Source organism: Chitinophagaceae bacterium, from assembly GCA_016717285.1.
GTDB lineage: Bacteria > Bacteroidota > Bacteroidia > Chitinophagales > UBA10324 > JACCZZ01.
This window is the reverse complement of record JADKFU010000004.1, coordinates 548,082-567,370: the sequence shown is the minus strand read 5'-3', so window position 1 is coordinate 567,370 and position 19,289 is coordinate 548,082. Positions and strand designations below refer to the sequence as shown.

Below are 19,289 nucleotides of genomic sequence, written 5' to 3'. Positions count from 1 at the left end.
GGCAGGATTTGGAGCAGAAAGTAAAAAGAAGGCTAATCGAATTGAACTCTGCAAGTTTACTTAATAACGCAGAACACACCGAAAAAGATAGTAAGCTATTGTAATTGATATTTATTCAGATGACTTATAATTCATCAACTATGAGATTACCTTATATAACACTTGTCATTTTCATACTGGTTTGCAACTTTGCATGCGCTGCAAATGAAGATTATATCAAGAACTTAACCGGAAGTGCTGTGCACATCAACAGTGTTTTGGATGTGGCGGATGAAAAGTTTCAAACTTCCTATTGGGCATTAATTGAAAAGAATATTACTGTAAATGACCTGGTGATTTTTGAGATCAATGATGAAGCAACCATACCGCTCACCCAACCTTTTAACTGTAAAGTAGACTTACAGATCATAGCTTATAACAGCAATAATGTTCCAACTACTCTTCTCAAAACACTTCGATTGTCTTATGACCCTGCAATGGGAAAAACATACCTTTCACGACAGGCATTTGAATTTACAAAGGGACATCACCTGAACATTACTATTCAATCCATTACCTATTCAGTGAACAATATTCCGCAGACTCCTCCTCCCATTTTTAAGCTTACAGCAGAAATACAAATCTCCCGCATCTATAAATTTGACTGTACCCTCGTTCCTGACCCGATGCATACAGATACTGCACAAGGATTTCTGGAAATCAGTTGGATGAAACAAATCGGCGCGGAGGAATACGACCTGGAATGGACTTTTCTTGACGACAGTAGTAAACTGGTGATGGCGAATTCATCTGTATTGTTCAGTGACCTTTTCAAGCTGAATGCTACACGAATAACCACTTCATCAAATTCTTACAGGTTGCGCCGCGCTTATCCGATCGGATATATTTATTACCGCATTAGAGGAGTGCACTATGATAAATACCATCGCCGGCAAAACGGGGCCTGGTCAGGTTATGGAATCAATGGTGCTGTTACTTCTTTCACTGATGCCTGCCGGAATATTGGCTGGAGCAAAACGCTTAATTGGCAGTACAACGCAGCTTTTGCAGAGGATGGAAAGAAAAGTGAAGGACTCTCTTACTTTGATGGCACTTTAAGAAACCGTCAGACACTCGGCTACAACAATTCGAAACGACAGACCATTGTTGGTGAAACGTTCTACGATCATATTGGACGAGCTGCCGTGCAGTCAATGCCCGTTCCGGTTAATGATACCTCGCTGTCACTGAAATATCCTTTCAATACTACTTCCGGCAAGTCTTATAATTTTATGAATTGGGAAACCGGAAGTTGTTCCACCAATCCCATGGCTATGGATACCAGCAATGGCGCGGCCTTTTATTACAGCTCCGGTAACACAGATACACTCACCTTTCAAAAATTCCTGCCGAAGGCATTTGGATATCCTTTTTCCGTAACTGAATATACGCCTGATAACACAGGCAGAATAAGCCGGCAGAGCGGCGTTGGAAGAGATCATCAGCTTGGCCTGCACGACACAAAGTATTATTATGCCAAGCCCGAACAGTCAGACCTCGATCGCCTGTTTGGAAATGAAGCCGGTTACAGCGCGCACTACCTTAAAAATATGGTGGTGGATCCCAACGGACAAATCAGTGTCACTTACATTGATGCACATGGACGAACGATAGCTACTGCATTGGCCGGAGAAGTGCCGCCCAATCTTTCTTCCTTATCATCCAATGCCGGTGCTGCTTCCATCACCTACAACCTGCTTGATAACAATCTTCCTTTCAACTATGGAAAACGGAACTCCCATAAAATTCTCGGCACCAATAGCGGAACGTATAAATTCAATTATGAAGCAACACCGCCGATCTTAAAGCTTACCTGCGAAAATGAGACGCTCTGCTATGATGGATATTATGACCTGAAAATCATGATTACCGATGACTGCATGAACGCAGGAATGCCAAATGATCAGCCTTTTGTTTTTATAGCTTCCAACTATTTGGACAATGGTGTTTTTGTTTTCGACACTTTGTGTTCAACCGGTTCGCCGGAATTTAGCGCAACTTTCGATCTTACAAACCTTCCACCAGGCGGATACAATATCGAAAAGACATTGACGGTGAGTGAAGTCGCAGTAAATTTTTATACCGGTCATTATCTCCGCAACAATCATTGTCTTATAGATTCCGAAACATTTATTCAACAAGCCATCGCCAACATTGATTTTTCCGGTTGCAATATTTCCTGCGAAGAATGTTTTGCATCCATCGGCGAACAGGATACGTTTATTAAAAATTATCTGTCATTACTCGCCATCACCGATAGCGTATTGGATGAAGAGGACATGCAGAAAGCAATTGCTGCTTATAATGCTGCGCTAAAAGGTTGCGAAGAAGCCTGCAACGGAAATGGCGTTTGTAATGCTTTGTTAAGCACTCTGTTGAGTGATGTAATTCCCGGCCATCAATGGGCGCAATATAGCATCGACAACAATGGTAACTATCAGCCTAAGGACAATCTTTCCGCGCTGTATTATTTTCAAAACGTAACGTATTATGATGATGATGGAAGTATTTCTTCTGTGTATTACAATGGCGACATGGTTGCTGCCAACACGTTGCCGTTAAAGAATTTTGTATTGAGCTTTCGACCTTCGTGGGTAAATTCTTTAGTGATTTATCATCCTGAATATTGTTACTATTCCTTTTGCAGTGCGAATGCAACCAGCAATGCTTATGATGATCAGATGATGCGTATCACTTCTTTTGAACAGGCAAATGCTGAAGGTTACTTAGTGCCTGTTCCGGGAAATACGAATCCATATTTTCTGAATGTGAATGAAGATCCTTTCTTTTTATCAGGTGCTTTAGGCGAGCAATACAGCACGCAGATTCAAAATGATTTGCTTCATTACATTAATTTCGGTAGCAACGCGCCTTTTGAAATGTCGGCCTGGGATTTTGCAATGGCTGCTGTAAACAGCATCAATAATCCGGATGGTTTTGCTACAGCAAGCACCAGCTATACTGCCGGCTGCAGCGGAAATAAGGATGCGGCGTGGAGTATTTTCAGATCCATTTATCAATCACTCAAATTCAAATACAAAGATTTCGCACGCGAAACGTATGTGATGGATGATAACAACGGTCCCGGAAATGGTTTGGGTTGTCATTCCAACTTGTGCATGACGCTGAAGTATAATGCTGACTGGCTCGGATCTTTATGGAGCAACAGTATAACTGATGCAAACTGTGCCAATGATCCGTATTATCTGGATGGATACGTGCCACGCGTGCTTCATTATGAAGCAGGCCTTTCTTTTAATTCAACTGCTGATCCTGATTCCCTTCTATATTATGCACAGCAATATGCAACGGAAGGAATGGATTCGCTTTGCAAGCAATCCTGCGAACAGCAGGCCGATTTCTGGATGCAACAACTTTCCGGTTGCATGATGGATGCAACACAACAGGCCGCAGTCCGCTCAGGTTTGATTGAAGTTTGTATAGCAGGTTGCGATCTCAGTCATCCTTATGGCGCGAGCACCACACCGGAAGGCATTGTTTCTTCACCAAACGGATATGATAGTTTTGAAGATGTCTTGCAGCAGGTGTTGAATGTTTCCACCAATGATGAAGGAGCCTGCAATGCCCTGATGATTGGATCGCCGGGACCTTATAATTCTTCCACCCAAAACAATGGATATGTTTTGTACAGTAAGGATGAATGTGTGTGTTCAAAATTTAAAGCACTGGAAGATTCATTTCTGATAATGGGTGGTTTTCCTGATCTCGTTTCATTTATCAATGCACATTATAACAGTAACCTTAGTGAAGATGAATTAACTGCTATTCTTTCCATGTGCTACGATCCGGAATGTAATTTTCTGTCATTGCCGATTACAATTAATATGGCATTGAGCTGCGATACATCAGGTTGTAAAACCTGCGAGGATTATGAGGCCGCGAAATTTATATTCTCCTTACAGTATCCGGAAAATGATTTCAGCAACTACGAAACCTTCTTCACCAATTACATGAATCAGCAGTTTGGATTTCAACTGCTTTACAACGACTATATGACTTTTGAAGCAGCATGCAACGACACTGCCAAGAAAAACTATATGGTGACGGATACTTCTTCCAATATTGTTACCACCGTAACTGCACTTGAAGGATTTAACGGTGGTGTTACTATTTACTTCAGCGGAACACAGGAAAATAGTTTGCTTCTGAATACCATATCAGAAGTTACCGCAACCGGTTCTGTAATAAATCTTGATACTGTTTTTCTCGAGAGCGGAATTAATTATCATGTCATTGATTCGGTAATGATCGATTCTGTATTTATTGATTCAACAGGTAAAGCAATCAGTATAAATATCAGGAATAAAGTTTTTCAGAACGGATTACTCACCGCTAATACGAATATCATAAATGTGGTTCCGTGTAACTGTGATCCCGTGGAACCTTTCCCTTTGTTGCCGGTATATGGTCCTAAATTATGCGGTGATCAGTATTTAACTGTTTCATTAGACACTATAAGTTGTCACGATCAGTTAATCAACATGGCCATTACGTATGCCATCGAATCTTATCATGACTACCGTGATAGTGTTGTGCAATCTTTTGCAACGCTCTACCGGAAAAAGGCGATGGACGCCGTGGAAATTTTCACGATTACAAAACCTTTCAATGAATATCACTACACCTTATACTATTACGATCAGGCAGGAAATTTAGTAAAGACTGTTCCTCCAGCCGGTGTTACGTTTTTGAATGATGCGCAAATTGCTGCGGTGGAAGATCACCGGATTGATCCTGTTAAAGTTGCTGTATATCCGGCGCATACACTTGCATCGCGTTATTGGTACAATACCTTGAATGTTCCCATCAAGCAGTTTACGCCTGATGCTGACAGCGCGCGTTACTGGTACGACCGTCTCGGACGGTTGGTTGTCAGTCAGAGTGCATGGCAGCGACCGCTCACTCAGTACAGTTATACTTTGTATGATGCATTAGGCAGAATTACGGAAGTCGGACAATTAGTGCAGTCAACATCTATTACGAATGCTATCGTGAAAAATCCTGCATCGCTTGCTTCATGGATTTCCGGTAATACACATTTTCAGGTAACGCATACAAGTTACGATGCTTCACCGGTGGTTTTTGAACTGTTCCCGCAATCGAATTTGCGAAACAGGGTTGCCTGCACTACCTATGAAGAAAAGGATGACGGCATCAACAGTACTTATCAATGCGCAACCTATTATGATTACGATATTTCAGGAAATGTAAAATCTATGCGCTACGACATTCAGGAGCTCACTAATTTTAAGGAACGCTTTAAGCGCATTGATTACGATTATGATTTAATAAGCGGTAAAGTAAACCGTGTATATTATCAAAGAGATTCCGCTGATCAGTTCATCTATCAATATCGGTACGATGCTATGAACAGGGTGATTGCCGCATTAACCAGTAAAGATGGTTTCATCTGGGAAACCGATGCCGGTTATCAATACTACGATCACGGACCATTGGCGCGTGTTGAATTGGGCGACCGGCAAGTGCAGGGCGTTGATTACGCTTATACTATTCAGGGTTGGATCAAAGGCATTAATGGCATGGACCTGAACAACAATAAAGACATGGGCACTGATGCATTGAAAGCAGGAAATCACAATCACGTTGCCAAAGATGTCTTCGGCATGGTGCTCAGTTATTTTAGTGGCGACTATTCTCCTATCGGGAAAAGCAACTTCGAACCTGCTTATTCAGGTAGTACATTCAGTAATGGAAGTCCATCATTATACAATGGCAATATCCGCAACATGAGTGTTTCCGTTTCGAACCTGCCGGAACAAACCATTGGTTATGCTTATAAATATGATCAGCTGAACAGGCTAATGGGAATGGATGCTTATAAAGATTTCAATGCAACCGATTACAAATGGAAGGACAATGGAAGCGAATTGAATGACTGGAAAGAAAAAGTGAATTACGATGCAAATGGAAATATTCTTACTTATATTCGGCATGGCAACGGTTCAATAATTCCTATGGACTCCATGACTTATTCCTATAACGCGTTATCCAACCAGTTGAATCATGTTGATGACGGCGTAGCTGCCACTAATTATACCGTTGATATTGATGATCAGGCAACGAATAATTATTCCTACGACAAAAGTGGCAACCTGATTAAGGATTTGCAGGAAGGATTAACCATCAACTGGAATGCGTATGGAAAGATCGCGCAGGTGTACGATGCCGACAGCAAACAAACCATCAACTTCCGGTATGATGCTTCCGGCAACAGGATGGTAAAACAAGTGATCGCTTTTAAGCAGCCTGTCATCAACACCTATTACATCCGCGATGCGCAGGGAAATATCCTCGCCACATATAAATTGAAACATCCCATCAGCAATATCATAGGTCAACCACCGAAAGATACCCTCTGGTGGGGCGAACAACACCTCTATGGATCAAGCCGAATCGGCATCGCACGTCCCGGAAAAGTCACCTTTCCATCGCCAGCTTTGATGAGCGACACTGCTACGTTAACTTACTACTCTGGTTTAAAAAACTACGAGCTCACTAATCACTTAGGTAACGTGATGGCAGTGGTGAATGATAAACGAATTGGAGTTGATAATGGCAGTGGTGAGATTGGGTATTATAAAGCGGAGGTGGTGAGTGCGGGGGATTATTATCCGTTTGGGATGGGGATGGTGGGGAGGAGTTATAGTTTGGGGAGTTATAAATTTGGGTTTAATGGGCAAGAGAAAGATGAAGAGATAAAAGGATTGAGTATTAGCTATGATTTTGAGTTTAGATTTTATGATTCTCGATTAGGAAGGTTTTTGAGTAGGGATCCATTGTCATCAAGCTACCCTGGATGGTCGACTTATGCTTTTGCTCAAAATGATGTCATAAGAGCAATTGATTTAGAAGGGCTAGAGAAATGGATTACAAATAGCGGAACTTTATCACCGTCCTCAACAGAAGATGGGGTGCCATTAAAAGATTTGCAAGGGCCCTATGATCCTAAGTATGCACAAGATTTGGGTTATACGAAAGTGCAAATAGGTAATATTTTTGACCCTAAAAATGAAATTGAATTTAGTAACCTGCATGCAAGCGAGGACCTAAAGTCCTATACAAAAAAGGTTGAAGTCATGAAATTGAATATGTATGATAATGATGGAGGTAGGCAGAGTATTACATATCACTACATTGATAAAGACAAAACTATTAAGCAAGCAACTCTTTGTTGTGGGAATGCGACAATTGGATATGGACATTTAATTCATAATGGCCCAATAGTTCCAGATAATGCTTTAGATCTCCAAAACTTAAAAAATTTCGAATTTATATATAAAAACGGAATTAGCGAAGAAACGGCAGTTTCATTGTTTAATAGAGATTTATTATCGAAAGAAAATGCAATAAAACCATGGATTAAAGTACCAATTAATCAGAATCAGTTTGATGCATTAGCAGATTTTGCATTCAATGCTGGACAAGGAAATGCTAGACCAATTATTAACTTGATAAATGCAAACGATTTTAATGGTGCCGCTCAATATATGCGAACGCACAACTTATCGGGAGGTCAATCGAGGCGAAACTATGAATCGAAACTATTCTTGACACCGGTTATTTTTGATATTTCTCAATTCCTTAACGATTGAATTATGAAAAAAAATAAATTGTTCCTTTTAATTTCGCTATTCTTATTAGGTAATGCCATGGCAAAAGCGCAATTTATCTCTCCTTCTTCCATTGATTTTAGATTATCAAATTTAGATACTCTTGAGAAATATGTCCCTTGCTATTATAGCTTAGACTGGAGTAGAGCAACCTGTGATGAGATAACGGTTGTAGAATTAAATGAGCAATTAAATTTTCTTGATAGTCTCACGATAAGAATGATTGATCAGATTGAAAAATACTATCAGAAGAATGGGCAAAGCGGCAGCGATATTGAGATCAAAGGACTTTACGATCAATGGTTAGTAAGTCGCAAAACAATGTCAAATTTATATATGCGTGAAAATGACGGTTCAGGTAGAGGTGGAACTGAAGTTGCCTATTTGAGAGATATAACTAAGTTATTCCTGATAAGTATACTGCCAATCTTAAGTGCCACTTCTGAATAGGAATAAGGTTTATCACGTCCTGTTAGTCCGGATTAGCAATCACAGGTGTTCGAAACATCATCAAAGCTTTATCCAATATACATCCTAGCTCTTTTCACAGGAACTTATTTTGAAGTAAGTGTTCCGTTCTGATGATGACGCTGATTATTTTGCAGAGTGAAAAACATTTAAAGAACAATTCATGTAATTTAACCTTCAATTTTATTCGTTGAAAGGATCATTGTAATGCAATGCCAGTAAAGGTTTCAAAGGTTTCGAACACTTTTGATTAGCAATCCGGTCTTATTGAGTAAGGGATTTTTAATCCAGTTTTTAACAAAGCGTATTCATTACCGGATTAAAAATCCGAAACTTAAACGGACGGGATTACAAATCCCGACCAACGTGAAATACACAGAGCCAAGAGTTGAACAATACCTGGCATAATGGAATTGGGCCTGATCGAAAAAATTTAAATACTGACCCTAATCAAGAACCATGATTAAAATGAAAACTAAAAGCATTCTCGTGTGCGCTTTATTGATAATTCAAGTGTTAACTTCTTCTGCTCAAGAAAATTTTAACTTGTGTGAAAAGGAGACATGTCTTTCTAATTTGCCTGTTGTACAAAAAAATGCCAAATCACTTTTAAAAAATTCAGAGGATAATTGCGTACTTGGATTTTTAGATACTCTTACAAATGGCTTTATAGTTTGTGGCAGTACCAAATATATCATTACGCTTAACTCGATTTGTCAAGTAAGTGATGGCTATGTTGCAGAATATTTTGAGGAGATAGTTGAGAAGCTCGCAAAAAAATCTTTTAGAAACTTTTCTGAGTATATGGCTGAAAACAAGGCGAGCTGTTTAGAACAATTTTTATTGGAGATTCTCTATACTGAGAAGGACAGAAACGATATTATACAACGTATTGATGATGAACTAAAAGAGAGTATTTCACATTCAAAAAGAATATTTTTGAATGATTTAAGACTCAAACTGGTCCGTTAGTCCGGATTTGCAAACCGGTCTTATTGAGTAGGGGATTTTTAATCCCGTTTTTAACAAAGCGTATTCATTACCGGATTAAAAAATCCGGAACTTAAACGGACGTGATTACAAATCCCGACCAACGTGATTAGATCCGATAATGGCATATTTGCAGATGGTAATACGGGACATTTTGCATTTGTTGTTGGAAAGGTTGGAGGCGGATGGAACATGAAAACGTTACTCCCCAATCCGATTTCATATGCTCAGTTAGGAGGGAACCAAGCCGTTCCAGGTAGTAGCTCAGGTACAACCGTAAATGTGGTTTTGAGAGGACCTGCTTCAAATGTCAAATATTATCATTATACCTTTTTGCCAAAAGTTTCACTAATGGGCTCATTATTTCCAACGGCAACAACAGAAGCTCAACAGCAACTTGGAACAGACAGATAAACCGCTTATCTATGAAAAAAGCTTCTTTTATATTGCTGATTGTTTTTTTAGCAAATTTAGCACGGGCCCAAAGCCCTCTTGAAATCGTTAATGAATTCAAGAAAGGAAACATGTCATTCGTTGCAAATTGCTCAACTGTTCCTTTTACAATTCAATATGTTAGCGCGAAAGCAGATACCTGCCTGGCACGTAATTTAGATATATTAGAAGAAAAACTAAACATAATATTAAACGGGATTGGTTTAGAAAGATTGAATGAAAGTGAAAGTGTAGAACTATCAGATGCGAATGTTATACTAGAATTCAGATCATTTAATAATGATGGAGACCTTGAATCTGAGTCAACATTAAGTTTTGATTTTAAACTTGATAAAAAATCAAAAAAAATGAAACTCTACAAAATTAGCTTAGCCGGGTAGACGATAATGTTATAAAAGTAATTCCGTTAGTCCGGATCTGCAAACCGGCCTTATTGAGTAAGGGACTTTTAATCCCATTTTTAACAAAGCGTATTCATTACCGGATTAAAAATCCCGACCAACGTGAAAATTTTGAAGTAGTTTGTTGAAGAATAATCCACTACTGACAAACCCTCAGGGTTTTTACATAACCACGTCAAAGCAGCCCTGCAAAAGCGATACTCACTACTGTATATTCACAGAGCGCTTGCAAATGTATTTTCAGGTTATTACTTTTAGTTTTTAAATATTCAAGTATGAAGCATATCTCAATGCTGATTCGCATCCTGTTGATCGTTTTTTCTCTGCAATTAGTCTTTACCAATTCAAATGCACAATTATTTGCTCCCGGAAACTATGAGTTTACCATATCGTCGGGGATGCCACTGGAAAATATGAGCGGCAGCACCATGGCCTGTGAATATCCTGATACCGACACACCCACTGCATTGATTGACTTTGGTTCTGCCTTCGAATTTTATTTTGCAGGTAAATATTACGGAGGCTTTTCCGTATCTCTAAACGGGTGGATCAGGCTTGGAAATGAAGGATCAGTGCAAACCTCAGGGGATCTGGCCTTATATCAAAACAATCCTTTTATAGCACCTTATCTGGAGAACTTCGAAGGAATGACTGCGAATGTGAAATATAAAATGACAGGAACAGCGCCCAACAGGAAGTTTGTAATTCAATGGTATGGCTACATTAGTGGTTCCTCTTTCACCTACAGAACATTGCAGCTATGGCTTTATGAAGGAACAGGAAAGATAGAGATGGTGTATGATTATATTGATGGCAATAGTACAGACTACTCGATTGGTTTTACAGATGCTATAAGCGGAATCAATGATGTGGTTAGCATTTCGGCAGCTTTACCTATCGGTGCCAGCACAGTGAACTACGGATATGCAGAAAACGAAAATTTTTATGGAATAAGTGATGGTACCCTGTTTCGCTTCGAACCTGATATCACCCAACCTACGACGCCTTTATCGTTTTCAATCAGCGATGTGCATGCGGCTTGTCTTACACTTAACTGGTTAGATAATTCAACCAATGAAAGCCATTTCGATGTCCTTCGCTCGGAGGATGGCATTGACTATTCAAAAATTTCATCTGTCGTCTCGAACACCGTAGATGCTGCCGGAGCTTCCTACCTCTATACAGATACCAGCCTTACACCAGGTACTCATTACTATTACAAACTAACTGCTAATAACCTTAATAATTCTTCAGCGCCGGAACAAGCTGATGTATCAACTTTATTTCCTGAAGTCTCCGGTATGAAGACCATTCCGGGTGACTATGCTACTATCACTGAGGCACTCAGGGATCTGGAGTGCAGACTACTTGCAGGTGCTGCTTACTTTGAATTGCAACCGGGATACAACAGCACGTCAGAAGAATTTCCCCTGGTATTCAGAAATAAGTTTCTCTCTTCTGCAACGAATACATTAACCATACGACCTGCTACAAATGCAACTGATCTGATTATCAGCTCAGATGATTCTATTGCTACTATCGATTTGAATGGCGCTGCGTATATAACTTTTGATGGGAGGCCAGGAGGTATCGGAAGTACATCAGAACTTACCATTTCCAATACTGATGACTGGGGAAGTGCTGTTCGTTTTGTGAATGATGCCTCACACAACCAGTTGTCGTATTGCTTAATTACCGGAGAAAATGACACCACCACTTCAGGTGTTATTTATTTTGGCGGTACAAACAAAGCTACCGGTAATGATTTCAACACCATCGATCATTGTAATATTCATGAAGGAAATGTTACATCACGGTACATGATTTATGCTTCCGGTTCACCGGGAAAATTCAATGATCACATCACCATATCCGATAATAACATCTATAACTTCTATGCTACAAACCAGACTTCTGCCGGTATTGCAGTAATGAAGGGGAATACGGATTGGAACATTTCGAAAAACAGTTTCTATCAAACAGCTCCCCGTTCTGCGCCGTCTTTCTTCTATGGAATCCAGATCAACGATCCTAATGCTGACAATTTTGTGATCGACAGCAACTATTTTGGAGGAACCGGCCCACAGGCAACGGGATCCATGATGACCATTTCCGGAAACGGTCCCCTGAGAATGATCGATGCAAAATTATCTTCAGCAACAACCAGTCACATTACGGGAAATATTTTTACAAACTACAAGCTGGATGATCTTGATATTTTTTCCAGCGCTGCAATATATATTGATAGCGGAAGAACTGTTGTCTCTAATAACCTTGTTGGCACAAATGATTCTACTTATGGAATTACTGTTTACAATTCCCACTTTACCGGCATCTGGAATGATTCGCACGGAAGTCATGTCATCTCCGGAAATCGGATTGGCGGTCTTTTAATAACGGGAGGTTCAACGCGGGAGATGATTGGTATTTATTCAGATAGGCAGGATACAGTGGTTATTGAAGACAATGTTGTAGGGCACGAGACGCTATACAGCAGCATCTACTGCGATGCACCGGTCAGTTGCAGAGGCATTAGTATTAACTTCAATTACGCCAAAGCAACTATTCGAAATAACATCATTGCAAATTTTACGTGTATTACCAGTTCGGTTACGGATAACAACTGGATAACCGGTATTGAGGTAGCAGTTACCGTTTTACAACCTGATTGTGAAATCACCGGCAATAAAATCTATAACCATGTTACGGGTTCAGATCCGTCTTTAGTAGGTGGTGATGTTATCGGGATAGATTTTGGAAGTAATGGGGGTTCGCATGTAATTTCTGACAATGAAGTATACAATCTTGTAAATATGAATGATGGGTATCCATATGCCGTTGGTATCGGTATGGAAGACAAGGAAAATTCCTCCTCCTATGTACTTGCAGCAAATAACTATGTGCATCATTTATGGTATTCCCATGCGAATTGCTACGGAACAGCTACAGGTATTGGATTTATGATCGATTCGATAGATCTGATCAATAACAGGGTGGCACTGGGCGTTGATTCAGCAGGCAATACATTCAACTCAAATAAACCTTCTGATATCTATGGAATAGGTAGAGGTAGTCAGGATGGTAATGACAAGGGCAACAATATCGTCAATAACTCTGTTTTCATTGGCGGATCGGAAGTAAATGGAACTTCAAATTCAGTTTGCCTTTTAGTTTACAATGAGTATTACGATGATGAATTAATTACTATCACAAACAACATTCTTTCCAATAACCGAATGTATAAGGATAATGTTTTTATATCCGGAGGGCGATACTGTGTTATTTTTTCTGACGATGAATCCACCCCCGAATGTGATTATAATCTTTTTTATGCACCGGGTACCGGTGGCTGGATCTCTGCTTTCGATTCTTCACTTGCTGAATGGAAACAATCTTCAGGCAATGACATCCACAGTCTTTATGGTGATCCCTTGTACATTGCGCCATCAGGCACCGGCAGCACAGTCGATCTGCATGTCGATGTCAATTCACCAATAAAAAAATCAGGACTTTACCTTCCAACAGTAGTACAGGATTTTGAAGGACAGTTGCGGAGTAATTATAAATCTGATATCGGTGCTGATGCAATCTGCCAGTTGCAGCCATTAACCATTACCGCTCAGGATACTACGACCATTATTAATGGTCAGTCTGTAACATTGGTTGCAAGCGGTTCGGCAACTTACACATGGCTTCCCGCAAGCAGCCTCAATACTACAAGCGGCAATACTGTAATCGCTTCTCCTTCAGCAACCACAATATATACTGTGACAGGGACCGATATTAATGGATGTATGGATACTTCCAAAATAAAGATTAATGTAGATTATGCAACAGCAATATTACAGTCCGTATTAACCTGCTTCATTTTTCCGAATCCGTCAACAGATATGTTTACGGTTTCATGTCCGGTAGCATCTCAGTATCATTTATCTGTTTTTGATTTGAATGGTAAGTTATTGGAGGAATATGATGAAATAGTTTCTCCAATAGAAATCGGGAAATCGCTTCATTCAGGAGTATACGTTTTAAGAGCTGAAGATAAATCAGGTCATGCCTTTTATGGTAAGCTGCTGAAAACGGATCGATAAGTTATTAGCGTTAAAAAAATGAATATCGGGTAGTATTTTTTGCACGAACATTACCCTGTATTGAATAATCCCGTTAGTCCGGATTTGCAATTATAAGTGTTCGAAACATTGTGTGACGAGAGTAGTAAAAAAAATGTCATGCTGAGCGGAGTCGAAGCATGGTATTTTTTCTGAAGAACTGACCACGAAAGCAATGTCTCACTTCGACTGAGTTTATTCTGAGCGTAGTCGAAGTGCTGCTAATGACACATAGTTTAATCATTTGATTTTCTGGATGTGAAAAAAGAGGGAGTTTGAAAGAAATCGATTTGCAAAATAGTTTGCACTCGTGATGAGGCGACGATTGGACGATGGTTGATTCTTGATGAAGGGTGATGGAGCGTTTCTCGCTACGGGGCTGTCATGCCGAATTTATTTCGGCATCCCATCCAATTTGAACTTCGTATCCAAAGGCCTGGATTGTTTTTTTTGAGTTGCAGTTTTTAGATTCATAGTGACATCGTTTCTACTTATTGGGGATCCCGAAATAAATTCGGGATGACGCTTTGATTGGACGATGCTTTGATTGGACGATGCATTGCTAATGACATTTGGTTTGATCAATTAATTTTCAAGATGTATTAAAAGTGTCATTCTCGAAGAACTCGATATAAAATAATTTGCGCTCAGTGTGACATTGCTTTTGTTCCCCTCTCATGGCCGTCGTCCGTGTAAATCTCAAAATTGAATTTCTTTGAATTATTTAGCGAAGCTGAAAGCTAGTAAGGTTTCGAACACCTGTGATTTGCAATCCGGTCTTTTTGAGTAAGGGATTTTTAATCCCGTTTTTAACAAAGCGTATTCATTACCGGATTAAAAATCCGGAACTTAAACGGGCGGGATTACAAATCCCGACCAACGTGATGGTAAAAAGAAAAGAAGCCATTTCAGCCAGATGGCTGAAACGGCTTCTCTTAAAACAGTAAGCAGTGATACGATAATTACTGCACGATCAATTTTTGATTGTTTATTCCGGAATCCGAAATCATTTTCACGAAGTACACTCCTTTCGTAAAATGATCCGTATTGATCTGAACTGAATATGCTCCCTGTTCCATATTCTCATCAAGCAATGTTTCCATTTCTCTTCCGCTCACATCAAACACTCTTATTTGCACATGAGATGGCTGATTAACGGTAAACTGAATAGTTGCGTGATCAGCGACAGGGTTGGGGTAAATTTGAAGTATCGCTTGCGAAATTAATTCATCACTGATCTTTAAAGCAACTGTAACGAACTTTTGTTTCGCAGACCAATCAGATGATACAACAGGATTTGATGCGCAAATATTTTTGACCTGCCAGGTATATGTTGTGGTTGGTGAAAGTCCGTTCACAATTAATGATGTACCTGCTGTACTCTTAATGATCCAGGCACCGGTACCGGAAGCTTTATACCTGATTTTATATTTTATGGAACCAGCCGCTGCATCCCAGCTTAAATTTGCGGATGAAGGGGTAATATCAGATGCAGATAAATTTGCAGGAATTGCGCAGGTAGAAATTCCGGGAGTATATGCCCAAAAGCTTTTAGTATAACTCTCTCCAGTACCCATGTATCCACTGCCGCCAATGGAAAAACCAACTGCAGTCCATGTTGCAGAACCGCCGTAGTTAGCTTGCTGCGACCAGTTATCATTAGCAGGATTGTATGCCCAGAAATCATTGGTAAAGTTGGTGCCATCGTAGCCCGTTCCGATATATCCTGTGGTGCCCAATGAAAATCCGGCAGCACTTCTTCTGGCTGTTCCACTGAAGTCAGCTTTCTGAGTCCAGCTATCAGTAGCAGGATCATACTCCCAGAAATCTTTTTTATTTCCCTCAGCAGCATTGTAACCGGTACCAACATATCCTTTGTTGCCGATGGTAAATGCGGTTGCCGCATACCTTCCCGCTGCGCCAAAATTTGCTTTCTGTGTCCACGTGTCGGTAGCAGGATCATATTCCCAGAAATCATATTTATAATAAGGGGAGACGAAAAAATTGGCGCCGCTTCCTACGTACCCTTTGCTGCCGATAGAAAAGCCAACTGCAAGAAATCTTCCCGCTCCGCCAACACTGGCTTTCTGTGTCCAGCTGTTGTTGGCAGGATCATATTCCCAGAAGTCTTTTAAATAAGGTCCTGCAAAGGAATAACCGGTACCGATGTATCCTTTATTTCCAATAGAAAATCCCACTGCATTCCTTCTTACACTTCCCCCGAAGTCAGCTTTCTGCGCCCATGCATTGGTGGTAGCATCATATTCCCAAAAATCATTTACAAGACCTCCAAGCGTATTGCCCGTTCCTATATATCCTTTACTGCCGATTGAAAATCCGGAAGCGCCGCCTCTTGCTGTTCCTCCGAAGTCTGCTTTTTGAGTCCAGGTATCCTGTGCATGGCCATCGGATAATGTTGTTAAAAGAATGATGGTAATAAATCCACATGCTCTTAGACCTCGATTGATAAAAGGGGTAATCTTTTTCATTGTATTTGTTTTTTAATTGAATGATTATTATTTGTTTAACAGCAGCCGCTGCTTATTAATATGGAAAGCAATTAGACTCACGAAGCGAAGGATGCATTTCGTCTGATTTTAAAAATGAATTGATTGTTAGAATTTCAATCAACCATCACTTTCTTAGTCATCACTCCCTGATCGGTATTAAGCTGCACGAAGTAAATCCCGGCAGCAAGTGTTCCTGCCGGAAAATTCACTGTATGATTTCCTTCAGAAAAATTCTCATTCGCTATCTCCATCAATTCTTTTCCTTCAACAGAGAATAATCTGATCAAAACATTTCCGGGTTGATGCAGCGTGAAGGTGATAGTTGCAAATGATGTAACAGGATTGGGATAAACATTAAAGCTGATCTCTTCCTCTGAAGAAAGCCGCAGCGCATTGGTGGTGAAGTTTTGCATGGAACTCCAGGTGGATATTCCGAGTCCCAGCGTATTGCAGATGGATTCAACCTGCCAGTCGTATGGTGTGGCTGCTGAAAGGGCAGTTAGTTTTTTTAAATTGTTGTTTGCTGAAATTTTTGTCCACGTAGTAGTGCCGGTAACTCTGTAGCGAACCTTGTATTTGTTTGCTGCTGTTTTTGCATTCCAGTATAGTTTGGCGGAAGACGAAGTGATGTTGGAAGCTGATTGTCCGTCAGGAACATCACAGGTGAGCGCATTGATTGTGATGTTCTGGCCATTATCTGTTCCGGAAATATTAGGATTAGCACTTACTACCCTGATTCGATATGCAGATCCCGGAGGAGTTGTAAGTGGAATTATCCCATTGATGATTCCTGATAAGGTTGATGAAAGCGATCCGATTGCTGTTGGAGATGAAAAACTTCCTGATGCATCAGAGAGTTGTGCAGTGAAAATATTTCCGGCGTTAAATGTACCGGTCGCGGTGTAGGGAATACTAACGGTACCATTTTGAAAATAATTAAGCGGAGTGATGGCGTTAGTGACAATTGAGTTTAGAGGAGTTGTACCATATAGTTTGACGATCCAGTAATCATTAAAAGCACCACCACCTGTAACAGCTTCAGTTTTATCTCCGGAAATTCCTGAATAGGAATGACCGCCAAGAATAAATCCACCATCCCCTGTTTGTTGAATGGAATTCAGGTAATCGCCGCTGCTGCCGCCAATAGTATTTTGCCATTGTACAATACCAGCAGCATTCAGCTTAAGTACCCAATAGTCATAATTACCCAATGATGCTTCGGACTTATCTCCGGAAATTCCTGAAGTGGAATAACCGCCAATAATATATCCCCCATCCGATGTTTGCCCGATAGCACCAACTGCATCATCACCGATGGCACCAATCGCATTCTGCCATTGCACATTTCCATTGCTGTTTAGTTTCACGACCCAATAATCCTTGAATTCACCGCCATCAAAATTGGCTTCGGTTTTATCACCACCCACACCTGAATAAGATGACCCGCCGAGAATATAACCACCGTCAGAGGTTTGCTGAATGGAGCGCAGGTATTCCGTTGAATTGCCGCCGATGGTATTTTGCCACAGGATACTACCCGTAGCATTTAGTTTTAACACCCAGAAATCATAAACACCAATGGTAGCTTCTGTCTTATCACCTGAAATGGTGGAAATAGAATATCCACCCAATATGTATCCTCCATCTGCTATCTGATGAATTGCAACCAAATAATCCGTATTGCTGCCACCGATTGTATTTTGCCATTCAATGTTTCCGATGTTGTCCAGTTTCACTACCCAGTAATCCGCTGCACCAATGGATGCTTCCGTTTTATCACCTGAAATACCTGACGTAGAATATCCGCCAAGTATGTAGCCACCATCTGCAGTTTCTTCAGCAGACCATAAGTTATCATCACCACTTCCTCCAATGGCATTCTGCCATTCAATGTCACCTGCGCTATTCAACTTCACCACCCAATAATCCCAACCGCCTGCTGACGCTTCCGTTTTATCACCTGATAATCCGGAATAAGATCGTCCACCGAGAATGTATCCATCATCTGATGTTTGTTGAACGGAATACAACTCGTCATAGCTGTTGCCACCGATTGTATTTTGCCATTCGATGTTCCCTGTGGAATTTATCTTCACCACCCAGAAATCATCTGTACCTATTAGCGCTTCTGTTTTATCACCTGAAAGATCTGAATAGGAAAACCCACCCATAATGTAACCGCCATCAGCAGTTTGTTGAATGGTTTGTAAATAATCGTTGTAGTTGCCACCAATCGTATTCTGCCATTCAATTTCCGGTGCCTGTGAAAAAGCTTTTGTGGCAAAAAAAACTGAGATAAATACCGACATGAAGAATGTATAAATCGTTTTCATTTTCTGAATTTTTCCAGGCAAAATTATACGCTATGATTTCTGGCAACTATGACAATACTCATAATAGTCCATGACTTTGAAGTTGCAAGGTTGATTTCTCCGGCATTGTAAGTGTTACACAATTCTGGATTTATATTACAGGATTTATTCTTTTATAGTGAGAGCAAATAAAAAAAGCCGTTTTAGCAAATTAGCTGAAACGGCTTCTCTTCAATACACAGGAAATAAAGTGCTTTGATTGAAAGTCTAAAGAGTGGAATGATTATGATCTGTCATTTTTTTTGACAACTATTCAAGATCTAACGCAAACGATTGCTGTTGTTACCTAATCAAA

Annotated in this window: 8 protein-coding genes; 6 read left to right on the top strand and 2 right to left on the bottom strand. The window is 40.2% G+C overall.

From position 1 onward, the window contains the following. The first annotated feature begins 140 nt into the window (after positions 1 to 140). The 6 genes from IPO83_07540 to IPO83_07515 all read left to right on the top strand — a co-directional run bounded on the left by IPO83_07540 (position 141) and on the right by IPO83_07515 (position 14,094). Complete coding sequence (locus IPO83_07540) at positions 141 to 7,673, top strand: glycoside hydrolase family protein (GenBank protein ID MBK9731126.1); 7,533 nt, start codon at positions 141 to 143, stop codon at positions 7,671 to 7,673. A gap of 3 nt (positions 7,674 to 7,676) precedes the next feature. After that, a complete protein-coding gene (locus tag IPO83_07535; protein MBK9731125.1) occupies positions 7,677 to 8,141 on the top strand; it encodes a hypothetical protein in 465 nt (154 codons plus the stop codon). A 477-nt stretch (positions 8,142 to 8,618) separates the two neighbouring features. Then, positions 8,619 to 9,131, top strand: a complete 513-nt coding sequence (locus IPO83_07530; GenBank protein MBK9731124.1) for a hypothetical protein — start codon at positions 8,619 to 8,621, stop codon at positions 9,129 to 9,131. Positions 9,132 to 9,254: 123 nt separating this feature from the next. Further along, positions 9,255 to 9,563, top strand: coding sequence for a hypothetical protein (locus IPO83_07525; GenBank protein MBK9731123.1), 309 nt, complete (start codon positions 9,255 to 9,257; stop codon positions 9,561 to 9,563). An 11-nt stretch (positions 9,564 to 9,574) separates the two neighbouring features. Next, entirely contained in the window at positions 9,575 to 9,982 is a 408-nt protein-coding gene (locus tag IPO83_07520; GenBank protein ID MBK9731122.1) for a hypothetical protein, read from the top strand. Between the two features lie 296 nt (positions 9,983 to 10,278). Next, positions 10,279 to 14,094 carry a T9SS type A sorting domain-containing protein gene (locus IPO83_07515; GenBank protein MBK9731121.1) on the top strand — a complete coding sequence of 1,272 codons (3,816 nt, stop codon included), beginning with the start codon at positions 10,279 to 10,281 and terminating at the stop codon, positions 14,092 to 14,094. Between the two features lie 980 nt (positions 14,095 to 15,074). Here IPO83_07515 and IPO83_07510 read toward each other — a convergent pair. Next, the gene (locus IPO83_07510; GenBank protein MBK9731120.1) at positions 15,075 to 16,601 is read right to left on the bottom strand and encodes a T9SS type A sorting domain-containing protein; all 1,527 of its coding nucleotides are present in this window, start codon (positions 16,599 to 16,601) and stop codon (positions 15,075 to 15,077) included. Positions 16,602 to 16,735: 134 nt separating this feature from the next. Next, positions 16,736 to 18,955 (bottom strand): T9SS type A sorting domain-containing protein, encoded by a 2,220-nt coding sequence (locus tag IPO83_07505; protein ID MBK9731119.1) that lies wholly within the window; start codon positions 18,953 to 18,955, stop codon positions 16,736 to 16,738. Positions 18,956 to 19,289 lie beyond the last annotated feature (334 nt).